Source organism: Corynebacterium sp. ACRQP (genome assembly GCF_022345915.1).
In the GTDB taxonomy this organism is placed as follows: domain Bacteria; phylum Actinomycetota; class Actinomycetes; order Mycobacteriales; family Mycobacteriaceae; genus Corynebacterium; species Corynebacterium lehmanniae.
In genome coordinates this window covers 77,433-94,611 of the sequence record NZ_JAKRMZ010000004.1, presented here as the reverse complement: position 1 = coordinate 94,611, position 17,179 = coordinate 77,433, and the positions used below count along the sequence as shown (strand labels likewise).

At 67.0% G+C, this 17,179-nt stretch carries 19 protein-coding genes; 1 reads left to right on the top strand and 18 read right to left on the bottom strand.

What is annotated here, in order from left to right; genetic code table 11:
• Positions 1 to 10: 10 nt before the first annotated feature.
• The 15 genes from lysS to dacB form a co-directional block, all read right to left on the bottom strand.
• Positions 11 to 1,522, bottom strand: coding sequence for a lysine--tRNA ligase (gene lysS, locus MHY23_RS02955; RefSeq protein ID WP_239306362.1), 1,512 nt, complete (start codon positions 1,520 to 1,522; stop codon positions 11 to 13).
• A gap of 16 nt (positions 1,523 to 1,538) precedes the next feature.
• Entirely contained in the window at positions 1,539 to 2,795 is a 1,257-nt protein-coding gene (locus tag MHY23_RS02950) for a hypothetical protein (protein WP_239306361.1), read from the bottom strand.
• 20 nt (positions 2,796 to 2,815) lie between these two features.
• Positions 2,816 to 3,607 (bottom strand): pantoate--beta-alanine ligase, encoded by a 792-nt coding sequence (locus MHY23_RS02945; RefSeq protein WP_239306360.1) that lies wholly within the window; start codon positions 3,605 to 3,607, stop codon positions 2,816 to 2,818.
• Complete coding sequence (locus tag MHY23_RS02940; RefSeq protein WP_239306359.1) at positions 3,608 to 4,309, bottom strand: hypothetical protein; 702 nt, start codon at positions 4,307 to 4,309, stop codon at positions 3,608 to 3,610. It abuts the gene before it with no gap.
• A complete protein-coding gene (locus tag MHY23_RS02935) occupies positions 4,310 to 5,134 on the bottom strand; it encodes a DUF6779 domain-containing protein (RefSeq protein WP_239306358.1) in 825 nt (274 codons plus the stop codon). It abuts the gene before it with no gap.
• A 10-nt stretch (positions 5,135 to 5,144) separates the two neighbouring features.
• Positions 5,145 to 5,612 carry a DUF3180 domain-containing protein gene (locus tag MHY23_RS02930; RefSeq protein WP_181889081.1) on the bottom strand — a complete coding sequence of 156 codons (468 nt, stop codon included), beginning with the start codon at positions 5,610 to 5,612 and terminating at the stop codon, positions 5,145 to 5,147.
• Positions 5,609 to 6,067, bottom strand: a complete 459-nt coding sequence (gene folK, locus MHY23_RS02925; protein WP_181889082.1) for a 2-amino-4-hydroxy-6-hydroxymethyldihydropteridine diphosphokinase — start codon at positions 6,065 to 6,067, stop codon at positions 5,609 to 5,611. Before folK ends, MHY23_RS02930 begins: the two co-directional genes overlap by 4 nt.
• Positions 6,068 to 6,070: 3 nt before the next feature.
• Positions 6,071 to 6,442 (bottom strand): dihydroneopterin aldolase, encoded by a 372-nt coding sequence (gene folB / locus MHY23_RS02920; RefSeq protein WP_239306357.1) that lies wholly within the window; start codon positions 6,440 to 6,442, stop codon positions 6,071 to 6,073.
• Positions 6,435 to 7,277 carry a dihydropteroate synthase gene (gene folP / locus MHY23_RS02915; protein WP_239306356.1) on the bottom strand — a complete coding sequence of 281 codons (843 nt, stop codon included), beginning with the start codon at positions 7,275 to 7,277 and terminating at the stop codon, positions 6,435 to 6,437. The genes folB and folP overlap by 8 nt, the downstream gene beginning before the upstream one ends.
• Positions 7,278 to 7,280: 3 nt before the next feature.
• Entirely contained in the window at positions 7,281 to 7,856 is a 576-nt protein-coding gene (gene folE, locus MHY23_RS02910) for a GTP cyclohydrolase I FolE (RefSeq protein WP_239306355.1), read from the bottom strand.
• Positions 7,849 to 10,161 carry an ATP-dependent zinc metalloprotease FtsH gene (gene ftsH, locus MHY23_RS02905; protein ID WP_239306354.1) on the bottom strand — a complete coding sequence of 771 codons (2,313 nt, stop codon included), beginning with the start codon at positions 10,159 to 10,161 and terminating at the stop codon, positions 7,849 to 7,851. The genes folE and ftsH overlap by 8 nt, the downstream gene beginning before the upstream one ends.
• Positions 10,162 to 10,172: 11 nt before the next feature.
• Entirely contained in the window at positions 10,173 to 10,772 is a 600-nt protein-coding gene (gene hpt, locus MHY23_RS02900) for a hypoxanthine phosphoribosyltransferase (protein WP_239306353.1), read from the bottom strand.
• A gap of 131 nt (positions 10,773 to 10,903) precedes the next feature.
• On the bottom strand, positions 10,904 to 11,068 hold the full coding sequence (locus MHY23_RS02895; RefSeq protein WP_239306352.1) for a hypothetical protein: 165 nt from the start codon (positions 11,066 to 11,068) through the stop codon (positions 10,904 to 10,906).
• A 237-nt stretch (positions 11,069 to 11,305) separates the two neighbouring features.
• Entirely contained in the window at positions 11,306 to 12,208 is a 903-nt protein-coding gene (gene tilS / locus MHY23_RS02890) for a tRNA lysidine(34) synthetase TilS (RefSeq protein ID WP_239306351.1), read from the bottom strand.
• Positions 12,208 to 13,461 (bottom strand): D-alanyl-D-alanine carboxypeptidase/D-alanyl-D-alanine-endopeptidase, encoded by a 1,254-nt coding sequence (gene dacB / locus MHY23_RS02885; RefSeq protein WP_239306350.1) that lies wholly within the window; start codon positions 13,459 to 13,461, stop codon positions 12,208 to 12,210. Before dacB ends, tilS begins: the two co-directional genes overlap by 1 nt.
• Positions 13,462 to 13,522: 61 nt before the next feature.
• On the opposite strand from dacB, the gene MHY23_RS02880 reads away from it, so the two are divergent.
• Positions 13,523 to 14,056, top strand: coding sequence for an inorganic diphosphatase (locus tag MHY23_RS02880; RefSeq protein WP_239306349.1), 534 nt, complete (start codon positions 13,523 to 13,525; stop codon positions 14,054 to 14,056).
• A 65-nt stretch (positions 14,057 to 14,121) separates the two neighbouring features.
• On the opposite strand, the gene MHY23_RS02875 is transcribed toward MHY23_RS02880, so the two are convergent.
• From MHY23_RS02875 to MHY23_RS02865, 3 genes are all read right to left on the bottom strand, one after another.
• A complete protein-coding gene (locus MHY23_RS02875) occupies positions 14,122 to 15,054 on the bottom strand; it encodes a zinc-dependent metalloprotease family protein (RefSeq protein ID WP_239306348.1) in 933 nt (310 codons plus the stop codon).
• 45 nt (positions 15,055 to 15,099) lie between these two features.
• Positions 15,100 to 15,927: a hypothetical protein gene (locus MHY23_RS02870; protein ID WP_239306347.1), complete on the bottom strand. Its 828-nt coding sequence runs from the start codon at positions 15,925 to 15,927 to the stop codon at positions 15,100 to 15,102.
• Positions 15,928 to 16,173: 246 nt separating this feature from the next.
• Positions 16,174 to 17,046 (bottom strand): hypothetical protein, encoded by an 873-nt coding sequence (locus tag MHY23_RS02865; RefSeq protein ID WP_239306346.1) that lies wholly within the window; start codon positions 17,044 to 17,046, stop codon positions 16,174 to 16,176.
• Positions 17,047 to 17,179: the final 133 nt, after the last annotated feature.

The following is a 17,179-nucleotide window of genomic DNA, read 5'->3' as shown; positions in this document are numbered from 1 at the left end:
GTATCCGCTTCTATGCTTCCGGCTTCACCATCGGGAAGAGGACCGTCTCGCGGATACCCAGGCCGGTCAGGGCCATCAGCAGGCGGTCCACGCCCATGCCGCAGCCGGCTGTCGGCGGCATGCCCTGCTCCATCGCGGCGAGGAAGTCCTCGTCAAGCTGCATCGCTTCGTCGTCGCCGGCGCTGGCCAGGCGCGCCTGATCCTCGAAGCGCTCGCGCTGGATCACCGGGTCCACCAGCTCGGAGTAGCCGGTGGCCAGCTCGAAGCCGCGCACGTACAGGTCGAACTTCTCGGTCACGCCCTTTTGGCTTCGGTGGTCGCGAGTCAGCGGCGAGGTCTCCACCGGGAAGTTGACCACGAAGGTCGGCTCGTAGAGCTGGTCGGAGCACAGCTCCTCCCAGATCTCCTCCACCAGCTTGCCGTGCAGCCAGCCGGCGTTCTCCGGCACCTTCAGGCCGATGGTTTCCGCAATGCCCTTAAGCGTGTCCACGTCGGTGTCGATGGTCACTTCCGGCTGGCCCGGGAACTTACGCTGCAGCGCCTCGTTCAGGCTCGGGTACATCTCCAGAACCTTCCACTCGCCGCCGAAGTCGTACTCCGTGCCGTCCGCGAGCGTGACCTTCTGAGAGCCGAAAACTTCCTCGGCGCAGAACTGCACAAGGCCCTTCATGGTGGCCGCGCCGTCCTTGTAGGTGCCCCACGCCTGGTAGGTCTCCAGCATCGTGAACTCCGGGGAGTGGGAGGAATCCACGCCCTCGTTGCGGAAGTTCCTGTTGATCTCGAAGACGCGCTCAATGCCGCCGACCACAGCCCTCTTGAGGTAGAGCTCCGGCGCGATGCGCAGGTACAGGTCGATGTCCAGCGCGTTGGAGCGGGTGACAAACGGACGTGCCGCGGCGCCGCCGTGCAGCGTCTGCAGCATCGGCGTCTCAATCTCCACGAAGTCCAGGCCCGTGAGGTACTTGCGCACCGCCGCGATGACCTTGATGCGGGTCATGGCGTTGGTGCGCGCGTCCTCGCGCATGATCAGGTCGGTGTAGCGGCGGCGCACCCGCTGCTCCTCGTTCATGTCCGCGAACGCCACCGGCAGCGGGTTGAGCGCCTTCGACGCCATATGCCAGGACTTCGCCATCACGGACAGCTCGCCGCGCTTGGAGGCGATGACGCGGCCGCGCACGGAGACGATGTCGCCCAGGTCGGTGTCGGCCTTCCACTGCGCCAGCGCTTCTTCGCCGACCTCAGCCAGGGAGAGCATGACCTGCAGCTGGGTGCCGTCACCTTCCTGCAGGGTGGCAAAGCACAGCTTGCCGGTGTTGCGCTGGAACATGATGCGGCCAGCGACGGCCACCTCGTCCTGGGTTTCCTCGCCGGGCTCCAGCGTGCCGTCGTACTTAGCGCGCAAGTCTTTCAGAGACGTCGTGCGATCGACTTCGACGGGGTAGGCGTCCCGCCCTTCGTCGATAAGCCTCTGCCTCTTCTCCCGGCGGATTTGCTGCTGCTCTGAAAAGTCCTGCGTAGTCACGGCGAATAATCGTAGCTTATTCGCACACCGGGAGGTCCAGTCGCTGGTTCTCCGCGTCGAAACCGTTGACGATGAACAGGTACTCCGGCTTGTCCTGCGGCGTCATCACATACGCCGGCGGGTTCGCGTCCGGCAGCTCGTAGGAGTAAATCGTGCACTCGCCGGAGCCCAGGACCACGGCTTCGCTCGGGTCCGGCACCGCATCGTCGCGGTCGGACTCGGAGGCGTACTGGGCGACGGAAACGCCGAGCTCATCGTTTGCGCAGCGGATCTTGCCCACCTGGTCGATGTCCAGCGAACCCGGCTCGCAGGCAAGATCCTTCCAACCCTTCTGGCCCGAATGCTCGGAGACGACGTTCGGGTAATCCTCCGCAATCTGCGCTTCTGCGCCGGCCCAATCCTCGCCGCGGTGGGTGCTCCAGTACCACAGCGCCGCCAGCGCGATGAGCAGCAGCGCGAGAATGGCGATGATCCACGGCCACGGCGCAGTCTTCTTCTGCTTCGTCGGGACCGTGCGCACGTAGTTGCCGTCGGTGCCGTAGGCGTAGGGCTCCGGCGGCTTGCGGTAGCCGTCCTGCGGGCGCGGCGCGACGGACTGGTCCGGCGATTCAATGGCCACGTGCTCGGCAGGGGCGGTCTCCAGCACGCCGGCGCAGGTGCGCGCGCCGGAACGCGGCGCGTCACCGGTCATCAGTGCGACCACGTTGGCGAATTTCTCCACGTTGCCCTTCGCTGCCGCCTCGTCGTTTTGCGCCGGGTCGGTGCTCGGGCCCACAAGAGTGAGCTTGACCGGGGTGGTGGACCACTGCGGCTGCACCAGGAGGCGCTCCGGGGTGATGGAGCGCGAGACGAACCCGGCCAGGCCCTTCAGGTCGTAGTCGTCGACCGCCTCGGCCACCGGGGCGAGCAGGTCGCGCACCTCCTGCGGGGTGAACGTCGCGCCCTTCTCCGCGATCAGGTCCGACAGCGGGGTGCCGGTGGGCGCCTCACGCAGGACGAACAGCTTGCCGTCTTCGGTGGTGCCAACGCTGCGTGGCTGGAACGCGCCCGGGTGCGCTGCCAGCGCAAGGCGCGAGTTGAGGGTGTTGACTTCATCGCCGATCGCGGAATCCACGGCGGTGTCGAAGACTTCCACTTCCACACCGTGGCCCGTGTCGTCGGTGGCGGTGTAGAGCGTGGACGTCTCGGTGCTCCCGGTCTGTTCAACCTGCTCCGGGGTAAAGGTGAACCCGAAGCGTTCTGCGAGCATTCCGGCGATGGTGGCGTTGGACATGCGCGTGAGTCTACCGGGTGTCATGCTTCGACGTGTTTGAAGCCGACCCCCAGCGGCAGCCCCACGTTGTCCGTCAGGTGCACGCCGCCCAAATCCACAGCGCCCAAAAGCCGCGCGTCACCCTCCTCGGGTGCCTCGCGCATGGCCAGGTCGCGCAGCTCAAGGTACGTCGGGGCCACACCGGCGGCCTCGAGGACACCGCGCGCGGTTTCCAGGACTTTGGCTTTTCCGTGCTCCGCGGCGTGCGCCCCAGCCGTCAGCGCGGCCGAGAGCGCGAGAGCAGCATCCCGCTTATCGACGGCGACAAGCGCGTTCCTGTTCGACAGCGCCAAACCGTCCGGTGTTCGCACCGTGGGCACGCTGTGGAGCTTGCACTCCATGCGCAGGCCGGACACCGCGTACTGGGTGGCCACCAGCACCTCGAAGTCCTTCTCCCCCAGTACCACGTCCGTGGCGTGGGTGGAGTTGATCGCGGCGAGGATCCGCGCGACTGCTGCTTGCGTGAGCTGCGGGTCCTCCAGCGGCTCCACGCCGGAGTCCACGCGCACCGACGTTGCCAGCTCCCCGTGGAAGACCACGTCCACCTTCTCCCGGGCGAAAACCTCAGGGACTTCTTTGCCCGAGAACGTGACCACCACGTAGGAGCCGAGCAGCGACTTCGCCGCGCGGATGAGCTCCACGTGCCCGCCGTGGATGTCCGTGCCCAGCGGCACTACAACCACAGACTTGCCGATCTTGCGGAACGCGCGGCCGTATGTGGCCAGCATCCGCTCGTCGGTGACCACCACTGCCTGGCCTGGTTCGAAAGCCATTTATCCTCCCTCGTATTTCTGAATCACCCACAACTCGGTGTCGGTGTCCTGGTCCACCTCGCCGCGCCTGCGCACCAGATCCACAAACAGGCGGCGAACGCCAGGATCCGGCAATGCGGCGAGGAGCCGGTCCAGCTGCTGCATGTCGTGGGCGTGCCGTGGCGCCGGCGGGGCGAGAAGGAACTGCTGCGCCACGGCGTCGAACCCCGGCACCGCATCGGCGAGGATCGCCTGCGCGTCGTCGCGGATGACGGCCTCCATCGCCCGCAGCTCCTGGGCGGCGGCGATCGCGGGGCGTGCGTCGTCGTTAATGCGCAAGCTCACCCCGCCGATCTCCGCGATGAGCAGACCCACCACCGTCTCGCCGAGTTCGTCGGCGGCCGAGGTCACCCACACGTTGTCGAAGATGTTGTGGGCGCACATGGTGATCGCCTGGGCGACCTCCACGTCGTCGAGCAGCTGCTGGCCTTCGTCCAGCGCGGTGTGCAGAAACATCTGCCGCGGGCGGGCGTGGTCGGCCAGTATTTCGCAGGCGGTGCGGATGTCGGGCGGCGGGCCGTCGAGAAGCACAAGATCCACGTGCGCGACCGCACCGGGATCTTGCTCGATGTCCAGCGCGCGCACCGTGTGGCCGGCGCGCTCGAAGCGCTCCGCGAGCGGCGAGACACCGAACACCGCCCCCACCAGCAGGCGAGGCGGCATCTACTTCCCCTGGCGGGCGAGCAGCTCAGCCACGGAAACCGCGCCGTCTCCACGCTCATCGGCGCGGCGGCGGCCAGAACGGCGCTCAGGCTGCGGCTCTGGGGTCGGATCCGGGGTTGGTTCCGGGGTTGGTTCCGGCTTCGGCTCTGGGGTTTGCTCCGCCTTCGCCTTTTCCGCCTCCCGCTCGCTGATCAGGTCGGACAGCGGGTTGCGCGCCGGGCGGGCCGACGGCTGGGTGCCGATGCGGCCCGCGATCGCGTCCGAGCTCGGTGCGCCGGTCGGGCGGGAGGGGCGCACGCGGCTGATCACGACGGTGTCGTCCGTGGACGGGCTCTGCGCCGGCTGCGGCTTCGGCTCCGGGGCGGGTTCCGGAGTTGGTTCTGGTTCTGGCTCCTTCTTCGACTCCAACTCGCTGATGCGGCGGGCGCGAGCCTGCACGGCGGCGGGCTCGTACTCGAAGACTCGGCCGTTGAGCTCCTCCAGCTGAGCACGCAGCGCCTGGATCTGCTCCTGCAGCTCGCGCAGCGTCTTCACGTCCACGGACGGCGCGGTCTTGGCCTCCAGCTCTTCGCGGTGACGCTGCTCCTGCTCCTTGATGCGCTGCTCGGCGGCCGCAGCCTCGGTCGTGGCCGCGTCGCGGTCCCGGCGCACCTTGGAGTTGATCAGGATCCCGGCTGCACCCGCCCACAGCGCGAAGATCAGCGCGATCTTCAGCGCGTTAGCGGAGTTGGTGAACAGCATGACCACGGTGCCGATGACAGCGACCACAAAAGGCACGATGACCCACAGGCTCGCGCGGTCTGGGGACGCATTCTGGGCACTCATGCCCAACACTCTAGCTAACGCCTTGGCCCTCGTTGGGCGGCGACACCTCGCAGTTTTTCTCCAGCCAGATTCCGGCCGCGCACAGGGCTAGTCCGCCCAGGGTGCCGGCGACCAGCGGTGGGACGTCGCCAGGCGCCGCCTCGAGCACGCCGAGTTTGGTCACCACGTAGCTCAGCGTGCCGCCGTACATGCCGCCGAACACCGCGCCGGCCCAGGCGCTCGCCTTGCCAAAGACCATGAAGTTCGCCGCCTGCATGGGGTTGAGCTGGCTGCGGTCCAGCCCAACTTTGCCCTCCTTGCGCCGCTTTCGCACCACGAGCGCGAGCCACGCGGCGATCACGGCCATCACCCACAGCGACAGCGGCACCACCATGCTCAAGGATTCCAGCAGGTTGTAGAACCTTCGCACCAAAATCACCGCTGCGGCGGCGAAGAACCCGGCGACCGCGATCAACCCCTCGTACGGCGTGCGCTTCATAGCTTCCGCACCCCCTGGTCCTCGAGGTTTTCGAGCAGCTCGCTTATCGACGCTCCGTTGAGCACCGCACCCGGATCCACCTCGAACCAGGGCTCGAGCACGAACTGGCGCAGGTGCGCCCGCGGGTGCGGCACGGTCAGCTCCGGGTTGTCAGAGGTGTAGCCCTCGACCCAGATGATGTCCACGTCCAACGTGCGCGGGCCCCACCGCTCCTCGCGGACCCGGTGCGCGCGCTGCTCCAGCTCCTGGCAGCGGGCTAGTAGTTGCTGCGGGGTGTCGTCCACATCCACCAAGAGGGACTGGTTGAGGAAGTCCGGCTGATTGGTGTTTCCCCATGGCGCGGTGGCGTAAATGGAGCTCGCGGCGAGAGTTTCGCCGGCGAACTCGTCGGCGACCGTCTGCAGGTGGGCGCGCGCGTCACCCATGTTGGACCCGGAGGACAGCACGGCACGCATTGGCTACATCCGCTTCCGGGAGCGGCGGGCGACCACCGAGACGTCGTCCAACACGGCCGGAATCGGCGCGTGCGGCTTGTGCAGGGTGACCTCCACGGCGTGCAGCGCGTCGTAGCTGCGCATGGCGGTTTCGGCGATCTCCACCACCACCGTCTCAATCAGCTGGCGCGGGGTGCCGGTGGCGATCTTTAAAGCCGCGTCCGCCAGCTCGGCGTAGTTGACGGTTTGCGTGAGGTCGTCGTCGCGCGCCGCGCCGGCGAAATCCAGCCAGCAAGTGATGTCCAGCGAAAACGCCTGCCCGAACTCGGTTTCGTGCTCGAGCACGCCATGGTTGGCGTGGAACTTGAGGCCTTTCAGTTCGATCCGGTCAGCCATTTTTCCACCTTTCCGCCACGTCAACGGCGTCGCGCGAGACCGCCACCTCGTGCACCCGCACGCACCAGGCCCCGGCCTGGGCTGCAAGTGCGGTGACTGCTGCGGTGGCGGGGTCGGCGTCGATAGGCGAATGCTCCAGGCCGCGCTGTTGGCGGATTTCCATGAGGAAGCGCTTGCGCGACGCGCCGACGAGGATGGGGAACCCGCTGGCGATGAACTCCGGCAGCGAGTTCAGCAGCGCCCAGTTGTCCGCGGCCGTCTTGGCAAAGCCCAGGCCCGGGTCCAGGGTGATCTGGCTTTCGTCCACGCCGGCAGCCGTCGCCTTGTCGACGAGCTCCGCCAACACCTCGTGCACATCCCCCACCACGTCCCCGCCGTGGTCCGCCGCGCCGGAGGCGTTGACGAAGGCGTCCGCCCGCCAGTGCATCAGGCACACCGGCAGCTTGGTCTCCGCCATCACGCGGTACATATCGGCGTCGGCGAGGCCGCCGGAGACGTCGTTGATCAAATCCACGCCCTCCTCGGCCGCGGCCAGGGCGGTGGCGGCGCGCATGGTGTCCACGGAGGTGCGGATCCCGTCGGCGTGGAGCGCGCGAATCACGGGGCGGATGCGCTGCGCCTCCACCTCCGCGGGGACACGGGTCGCGCCGGGGCGGGTGGATTCCGCGCCGACGTCGATGATGTCCGCGCCCAGGCGCACCAGCTCGTGGGCGTGCGCGATGGCGTCGTCAGCGGCGAGCCACTTGCCGCCGTCCGAAAACGAATCCTCCGTGACGTTGACAATGCCCATCACGCTCGTGCGCCCCGGCACGGTCAGATCGGCAACGGTAGTCATCTTCTATCCCCTAATCAGGCTCAGCACTTCCGCGCGCGAAGCCGCATTGTTCTGGAAGCCGCCGCGCACCGCCGAGGTGGTGGTGGTCGCGCCCGGCTTGCGGATCCCGCGCATGGCCATGCACAGGTGCTCGCACTCGATGACCACGATAACCGCAGAAGCATTGAGCTTCTCGACGATCGCGTCCGCAATCTGCGCCGTCAACCGCTCCTGCACCTGTGGACGCTTCGCGTACATGTCCGCCACCCGCGCCAGCTTGGACAGGCCGGTGACCTTGCCCTCCGGGCCGGGGATGTAGCCGATGTGCGCCACGCCGTAGAACGGCACCAGGTGGTGCTCGCAGGTGGAGTAGATCGGGATGTCGCGCACCAGCACCAGCTCGCGGTGGTTTTCAGAGAACGACTTCTCCAGGTGCACCTTCGGGTCCTCGTGCAGGCCCGCGAAGACCTCCTCGTAGGCGCGCGCGACGCGGGCCGGGGTTTCCACCAGGCCCTCACGGTCCGGGTCCTCCCCGACCGCGATGAGCAGCTCGCGCACCGCGGCCTCAGCGCGCTCGCGGTCGAACTTCGGGTTAGTCATCGTCCCTCCTGTGCTTCGGCGCGCGTTCCTCGCGCGGCAGCTGGGTGGTCTCCGCATCCGGCGTCGTCTCCGGCTCCGGGCCGCGCGAGGCGTGGTCCGGGCGCTCGTTCTCCGGCAGGCGGAAGCCGATCTGCTCTGTGTTTTCCGCCGGGTAGTTGCGGGTGCCCGGGTGCTGCTGCTTCGGCGCTCCCTTGTACGTCCAGCCCTCCGGCGGCTTCGGGCCGCCGTACTGCGGCTCGTTGGGTTTCGGCTGCTGCCAGCGGGTGGAGCCCTTCTTCGGCACCGGATTCTGCTCCGCCTCGCGTTCCTTGCGGCGGCGCTCGCGGGTGGCCTTGGACGCCTCCAGGATGGAGAAGCGCTTCGGCGGCTCCTCGCCGCGCTCCTTGGCAATCTCCACCGGAGTCTTCACCGGCTCGCGGTCAGCCTGGCGCCCGAAGCGCGCGTCGTGCGCCGGCAGCGGCGGCCGGACCGGCTCGACGGTGTCGAAGATGGCCTCCAGATCGCCGCGGCGCAGCGTTTCCTTCTCCAGGAGCTTCGAGGCCAGTGTGTCCAGCTCGTCGCGGTAGCGCTCGAGGGTGGCGTAGGCGACCTTGTGCGCTTCGTCGAGAAGCATCTGCATCTCCTCGTCGATCTTCGCGGCCACCGCCGGCGAGTACTCCAGCGAGCCGCCGGAGCCGCGGCCGGAGAAGGGATCGCCCTGCTCCTGGCCGTACTTCACCGCGCCGAGCGCGGAGGTCATGCCGTACTCGGTGACCATCGCACGCGCGATCTTGGTCGCCTGCTCGATGTCGTTCGACGCGCCAGTGGTCGGCGCGCCGAAGACCAGCTCCTCGGCGGAGCGGCCGCCCATGGCAAAGACCATGCGGGCGAACAGCTCGTCGCGGGTGTACATGCCCTTGTCGTCCTCGTCGGCAGTCATGGCGAAGCCGCCGGTGCGGCCGCGGGCGAGGATAGTCACCTTGTACACGCGCTCAATGTCTTTCAGCGCCCAGGCGGCCAGGGTGTGTCCGCCCTCGTGGTAGGCGGTGACCTTCTTCTCGTGCTCGGAAATGACCTTGCTGGAGCGGCGCGGGCCGCCGATGACGCGGTCCGTCGCCTCCTCCAGCGCGTCCGCGGTAATGACGTTGCCGCCGATGCGGGCGGTCAGCAGCGCGGCTTCGTTGAGCACGTTGGCCAGATCGGCGCCGGACATGCCGGCGGTGCGCTTGGCCAGGGCATCGAGCGAGACGTCGTCTGCAAGCGGCTTGTTCTTGGCGTGCACCTTGAGAATCTGCGCGCGGCCGGCCAGGTCCGGGTTGGTCACCGGGATCTGGCGGTCGAAGCGGCCGGGGCGCAGCAGCGCCGGGTCCAGGATGTCCGGGCGGTTCGTCGCCGCGATGAGGATGACGCCCTCGCGGCCGGAGAAGCCGTCCATCTCCACCAGCAGCTGGTTCAGGGTCTGCTCGCGCTCGTCGTGGCCGCCGCCCATGCCGGAGCCACGTTGGCGGCCCACCGCGTCGATCTCGTCGACGAAGATGATGCACGGGCTGTTCTCGCGCGCCTGCTTGAACAGGTCGCGCACGCGGGAGGCGCCCACGCCGACGAACATTTCCACGAAGTCGGAGCCGGAGATGGTGTAAAACGGCACGCCAGCCTCGCCGGCGACGGCACGGGCGAGCAGCGTTTTACCGGTGCCGGGCGGGCCGTAGAGCAGCACGCCGCGCGGGATCTTCGCGCCGAGTTCCTCGTACACGGTCGGGTCGGTGAGGAAGTCCACCACCTCGTGCAGCTCGTCCACCGCCTCGTCGGCGCCGGCGACGTCCGCGAACGTGTTGGTCGGGTTGTCCTTGGTCAGCTGCTTCGCCTTCGAGCCGCCGATGCCGAACGGCCCGCCGCCGCCCGCCTGCATGCGGTACATGAAGTAGAAGATCAGGCCGAACACCAGGACCATCGGCAGCATGAAGCCGAGCATGGACATCAGGAAGGATTCCTGCGTCACGTTCGTCTCGTACTTGTCCGCGCCGGATTCGCGCACCGCGCCGAAGATCTCCGGGGTGGTGCGAGCCGGGTACTGCGCGGAGATTGCCTCGACGCCCTCGCGTTCGTCCACGGTGATCGGCTCGCGCAGGTCGATGCGCACGCGCTGCTCGCGGTCGTCGATCTGCACTTCTTCAGCGTTGTGGTTCTGCAGCTGCTCGATGGCAACAGACGTGTCCACGCGCTGGTAGGCGCGGGAATCGTCCCCGATCAGCGTGAGCAGGTAGAGGACGATCAACGCGATGGCGCCGATGATGCCCCACCGCAAAACCTTGTTATTTTTGCTCATAAACCTTTGTTCTAGTCAGCGTCTGAGTACACGCGCGGGTGCAGCGTGCCCACATACGGCAGGTCCCTGTAACGCTCGGCGTAATCCAGGCCGTAGCCGATGACAAACTCGTTGGGAATGTCGAAACCGATGTCCAGCAGATCAATCTTCGCCGTCTGCACATCGGGCTTGCGCAGAAGAGTAACGACTTCGAGGCTCTTCGGGTTCCGGTTACGCAGATTGCGCAGCAGCCAGGACAGGGTCAGCCCGGAGTCAATGATGTCTTCCACCACGAGCACGTCGCGGCCGGCGATCTCCTTGTCCAGGTCTTTCAGGATGCGCACCACGCCGGAGCTGGTGGTGGAGTTGCCATACGAGGACACGGCCATGAACTCCATCTCCGCCGGGATGGACAGCTTGCGCGCGAAGTCGGTGAGGAAGAACACCGCCCCTTTGAGCACGCAGACCAAGATCAGGTCTTCTTCCGAGTCGCGGTACTTTTCCGAGACCATGTCCGCCAGCTCCTGGATGCGCTCCTGGAGCACGTCTTCCGGGATCAGGATCGCCTCGACATCATCGCCGTAGCGGTTCGCTGGGACATTGAAGTCCTTCTTGTCGTGCAACTCGGTCATGGGCTGGCCCTTCCCTCTAGCGGTTCTAGCGCTTCAGTTTGCGTTTACGTGCGCGTAACTTCCACATCTTGCCACCTGCCAGGCGGTAGGTACAACCATCTGCGGGGTTCGGGTCAGCTAAAACGTTCCGATCAGTTCAGCTCGGTCTCGTCGCGGCTTAGCACCGCGTCATCGAAGAGCCCGTCGCAGTCTTCAAGGATGCCACCCTCAATGCCATGCGCAGCTTGAAATTCCCGAAGACGGCGAACCGCATCGCTATTTCCCGAATCAAAGACCTGCGTTGCCACCTTGTCCATGCAGCACCTCCTGTATGCAAGCAGACCATATACACGGCGGGGTTAGTCCACAATGGTCAATTTTCCTTTTCGAAGCACCGTTGCAAATTTTTGAGCAACCATGCGATGATCGCGTGCAGGAACTCCGAGAGAGACTCCGTTGGTTCACGACCAAGATTTCCACGAAAGAGGGAGACTCGGGTTCGATTCCCGGCCCACCTTGGTGGTGTAGCTCAGTGGCAGAGCCCCTCTTTACTTTTATCCACTGTGGAACTCCCCCAAAATAGCCAGCTGTCCGCCCTCACGCACCACTGCGCGCCCGCCCGCGACAGCAACGGGTCCTTGCCCGCGCCAATCGACGACCAAGGCTTCCACCGCGTCGAGCTGGTCCCCTTGCACCGGCACGCCTTCCCCCAAGAGCCATGCTGCTAATCGACGCCTCCGGACCGGCTCCGCATCCGCCTTCAACTCCGCACAGCAGGTAGTCGGCGCGAGGTCGGTCAGCGACGCGATCAGGGCCTGGTCCGCCGCGATCCGGTCCGCGGTGGCCGCGAGCGCGGGGACGGCGTCGCCGCCGAGAAGCTCGCTGAGCAGGGGCAACACCTGGTTGCGCATCGCCACGCGGCGGAAGGCCGGGTCCGCGTTCATCGGGTCGTGCCACGGATCGAGGCCGAGCTCCCCGCAGGCGCCGACGGTGTCCGCGCGGCGGATGCCCAGAAACGGCCGGACGATGCGCCCATTGCGCGGAGCCATGCCGGACGGGTTGCCGCGCAGCGCGCCAAGCAGGAGCGTTTCCGCCTGGTCGTCGGCGGTGTGGCCGACCCAGACATCACTCCCGTACGCCAGCAGGGCCTCGTACCTGGCGCTGCGCGCGGCCGCCTCCAGGTTGCCCTCGCCCACCTCGACGCGGACGACTTCGGCTTCGAGGCCAAAGGCTTCGACTGCCTGAACTGCGCGCCTGGCTACCTCCGCCGATTCGTCCTGGAGGCCGTGGTCCACCACCACGCACCGCACGTCCTTCTTCTCTGCCGCTGCCGCGGCGGCCAAGGCGAGCGAGTCGGGCCCGCCGGACAGGCCGATGATGGCGGGGGCGTCGAAGGGGCGGAGTGCTCGTCGGCAGGCAAGGAAGTGCGGCGAGCGGCGCGGCCAGAATGGGTCCATCAGAACTCGCGCAGTGCGGAGGTGAACTCGTCCATGGCGCGGCGCGCGGCGAGGACGTCGGCGTCGTTGCAGATCAGGGCGAACGTGTAGACGTTGCCGTTCACACTGGTCACGGTGCCGGCCAGCGACGCGGTGCCGTCGAGTGTGCCCGTTTTCGCGCGCACCCAGCCGCGGCCCGCGAGGTCCCCGTAGCGGTCCAGGAGCGTGCCCTCACCGGCGGCGACGGGCAGCGCGGACAGCAGGGGGCGCAGCGCGGGTTGGGCGGTGGCGTCGTACAGCAGCGCGTCCAAAAGCTTCGGTGCGATGCGGTTATCCGCGGACAGCCCGGAGTTGTCGTGCAGCACGAGCCCGGCGGTGTTGAAGCCGCGCTCCTCCAGCACGCTCAGGGTCGCGCCCGGCGCGTCCGTGGTGCCGCGCGCCAGCGCCACCTCGCGCCCGATGGCCTCGGCGTAGACGTTGTCGGAGTTTTTCATCATCAGCTCGAGCCGCTCCACCAGCGTCGGCGACTCCACCGCGGCGACGACCTCGCCGTCACCCTGGCTTTCACCGACGTTATGCGCGCCGACGCGGTTCGCCAGCGCCTGCGCCACCTCGAGCGCCGGGGTGTGGGAGCGGGGCACGTCGCCGGAGGTCTCGCCGTTTAACCGCCCGCCGGACAGCATCGCGGGCTGCAGGGGTGCGACGAACCCGCCGTCGATGTCCAACGGGTCCCAGCCCGGCATGAGCTCCGGCATGCCATCCCAGACGGAGGTGTCGATGAGCACCGTGTCGGCTTGCCCGACCTGCTCCGCGAGCTCGTCGAGGGCTTCACTGTTCAGCCACACGTCGCCGGCCGCCTTGATCACCACTTCCCCCGGGTTCGCACCGCGCACCACCTCCGTGGTGATGCGGTCCTGCGCGCCCAGGCTCAGCAGCGCCGCCGACGCGGTGAGCACCTTGGTCACACTCGCCGGCTTCAGTGCCTCGTCGGAGGCGCGGTCGAACACCGCCTCGCCGGTGCCCGCCTGCGTGACGTGGCCGTGGAACACGCCCAGGTCAGGGTTGTCGGCAAGCGATGCCAGGGTCGTTCGCAGCGAAGTGTCGTCGATAGGCGAAGGCACCGCAGGCTCCAACACAGACGGGGCGGACTGCAGCTGGTACGGCGGCGCGTGCGTGATCTCGGAGAGCTGCTCGTGCGCCGCGATGCCGAAGCCTGCGACACCGCCGACCGCAGCGAGCGCGACGGCGCCTGCGACCCAAGTCCATACCTTCATCGGCCAAAATGGTAGCCGAAGTATGATGGCGTGCAGACATTCACCGAACAAAGGAGAAGTAATGGCTATCGAGGTCATCATCGAGATCCCCAAGGGCTCCCGCAACAAGTACGAGGTGGACCACGAGACCGGTCGCGTCTTCCTCGACCGCTACCTGTTCACCCCGATGGCGTACCCGGCGGACTACGGCTTCATCGACAACACGCTTGCCGATGACGGCGACCCGCTCGATGCCCTTGTGATCACCCCGGAGCCCGTCTTCCCGGGTGTCACCGTGATCGCGCGCCCGATCGGCGTGTTCAAGATGACCGACGAGGCCGGCGGCGACGACAAGCTGCTCTGCGTCATCGACGACGTGCGCTACGAGTCCTACCAGGACATCTCCGACGTCTCCGACTTTGTCAAGGACGAGATCGAGCACTTCTTCGTGCACTACAAGGACCTCGAGCCGAACAAGGAAGTCACCGGCTCCGGCTGGGGCGACAAGGCCGAGGCGGAGAAGATCCTGCAGGCCGCACTCGACGAGTTCAAGCGCGTCGGCGACAACTCCCGCGAGAGCCTCGAGGAAGACAAGGAAGCCAAGACCGTCAACTAACTTGCTTATCGACGGCTAAAGCCGGGCCCGCATTCTCGCGTCGGCCCGGCTTTTGTTTTGCGCTGCTAGAACCAGCTGCGCATGAACGCGAGACCGAGGCCGATCGCGGAGATCGCGGCCGCGGCCACCGGCAGAATGATCGCCAGCGGCGAGACGCGCTTCGGCTGCTCGGGGGTGGGCTCCGGCGCGACTGTGGTTTCGATGACGGTCGTGCGTCGCTCGGTGGGCGTTTCGCTAGTCGTGGGCTGCGTCTTCGGCTCCCACGTCACCGTCGTCCGGATCGGTGTCGGGGCGACCTCGACGACGGTGGAGTTGTGCTCGCCGACCCATTCGTAGACGTTGCCGTTGTTCGCCGGGGTGGGCTTAGGGGTGGGGGTAGCGGTAGTCGTCGATAGGCGAGCTGCCCGCAAGTTGTTCGCCTGGATGAGCACCTGCGTATCCAGCGGCTGCGGGGTTTTGGCCACCTTGCCGCGGTTGGTGCCGTCCTTCATCAGCGCGCCGTCGCAGGAGTGCGCCAGGCCCATGGCGTGGCCGAGCTCGTGCGCGATGGTCATGACCAGGCTCTCGTAGTAGCCGCTGCGCAGAATGTCCGGGTTGAGCAAAAGCTCCATGTTGTTCACGTTGCCCTGCACGCGGCCGACGACGTAGCCGCCCAGGTTGGCCTCCCGCACGGTGACCACCTTGTAGCCGGGCTGGTCCACGTACTCGAAGCGCATCAGGCCGCCGGTGGCGCTGACCCACTGGTCCGTGGCCTGGGTGATGTACGGCTTGTACTTCGTCGGCGCGAAGATGCGCAGGACGCCGTTGTCGATGGCGTTCTCGTTGCCGCTGAGTAGGTAGTTGCCGATGTTCGGGATCGGCTGGCCCATGTTCGCCGCTGCGGTGGCGGCGCGGCACTCCCGACCAATCGGGTCGACGGCGGCCTGGGCCGGGGTGGCGATCGTGCCTGCCGCGACGGCGGCGGCACAGCAGGATGCGAGCAGATGTCTATAATTCACCAACTCAGAGAACACCATTCTCCAAGCTGGCGCAAATCTGCGCGGCTAGATCAGGCGGCGGCGGGCGAACGCGAAGAAGCCTGCGCCCAGTGCGCTTGCCAGCGCAAGCGCGAACAGCGCGCGGGCGACGGTGTTGGAACCAGTCTCCGCTTCCAGGCCACGGGCGGGTGCGGCGTACGGGGATGCGATCTCGTCGTTGACGGCAGCCTCTACAGCCTCGCCTGCAGCACGCGCGGCCTCAAGCCCCTGACGACCGATCTCGCCAGCGTTGGCCTGGATCATCGCCTCGGATTCCGCAGTCTCCTCCGGGGTGACGTCCGCGTTGACGCGGGTGACATCGGCGACGAAGGTGTGGCCGTCCTTGTTCAGGAAGTACGTCTTGCCGTCCAGCGTGAGCACCGGCGGGAACTTCACCAGGCCGTGGGCGACGGGGTTGTCGTCGGCGGGATCCACGTCCTCGGCGCCGAGCGGCTCCTCCGGCGCGTTTTCCGGAGATGGGACGGGCGCTTCGGTGGGCGTTTCGGCGGGCGTTTCGGTGGCTTCCGTAGCTTCCGGGTCGGTCGGCACCGGCTCGCCCGTCGGCTGGTCGGCGGGCTGGTCCCGAATCACACCGGAGCCGATCAAACCTGCGACCGCGGCATCCGCGACCGCGACCGCGCGCTCCTGCTGGCCGCTGTCCAGCTGCGCATACGGCTGCGCCGCCTCCTGGAGCGTGCGCACGTAGTGGGAGCCCTCCTCGTTGAGGAAGTACTGCTCGCCGCGTGCGTCGGCGGTCTCGGCCGGCAGATCCTGCGCGGTTGCGGCGACCGGCACAGCGAGCAGAGCTGCGGCGGCAGCAGTTGCGACAGCGGCGGCGCGGGTGGTGCGGTTCATGACGGACTCCTAGGAAGTTCGGGGAAGCTCGAGGGGTCAAACCTCAAGCGTTGGTTGAGAGTTTACACACTTTGCCCCCATTTTTCACTCCAGTAACAGCTGTTTTCTTCCTGCTTGGGACTAACCAGACCTCAGCAGCAAACCAGACCTCAGCGGCGGGCGCGACCAGGGGTTTTAGATACGCAAAACGCTTGAGGTCTGGTTACGCGAAAGTAACCAGACCTCAAGCGAAGAAGAGGGGGTCGCCTAGACCAGGAAGCGGCGGCCAGCCACGAACGCGGCAGCGCCCAGCACGGAAGCGATCACCAGCGCGAACAGGGTGCGCACGAGCGTGTTGGAGCCGGTCTCAGCCTCGACGCCACGGTTAGCGGCGGCAGCGACCTGCTGCGCTGCGATCTCGTCGGCGTGCTCAGCGCGGAGCTGGTCGGACTTCTCCTTCTCCTCCGGGGTCGGCTGCTGGTTCACGCGCTCGGAGGAGCCGACCAGGGTCTCGCCGTCCTGGTTGAGGAAGTAGGTCACGCCAGCGATGACGACCGGGATGCCGATCGCAGCGGCTGCGATGCCCGCGATCGCGCCCGGGGACAGCTCGGCGTTGGCCTCGCCAGCTGCACCGTTGGAGCTGCCCGCGCCAGCGCCGGCGCCGCCCAGGTTTGCATCCACAGTTGCGGAGACGGTGGTGTCCGTACCCGCCGGCACCGTAAGCGTGGTCGCGGTGGAAGTGGAGGTTGCAGTAGCGGCAGCCTCGCCGGTCGCCTTCGGCGCCGGGGCCTGGGGAGTGGTGGTGGTGGACTCAGCGGCCGGCTCGGCCTTCCCCAGCACGATCGTCTCACCGGAGCCGTCCGCAAGGGTGGCGACAATGTCACCGTTGTCTGCCAGGGAAACCTCCGCGGCGTTCTCTGCGCCGGCCGGGGTGGTTGCGGCCTCCTTGTATTCGCCGTTGACCAGCTCGTAGTACGTGCCGTTCGGGGCAACGATGACGGCCGGGAAACGAGCCTCGATAGCCTTCGTGGCGATCTCGGTCGGGTCGATGGTGGTCTGGGCGTCGGCGGCGGGGGTCACGGAAATTGCGATCGCGCCGGCCATTGCGGCTGCGGCCAGCGTGCGGATGGTGCGCTTCATTGGGGGCTCCTATCGGGAAAGTCTAAACCTCAGGTCGAAGGTTACGCCACAACAGTAAACACGTTTCACACAAGTCTCAACTAAAACTTCAGACTTTTTGGACAACACCTGTAAAACCGCAGGTCAAACCTCG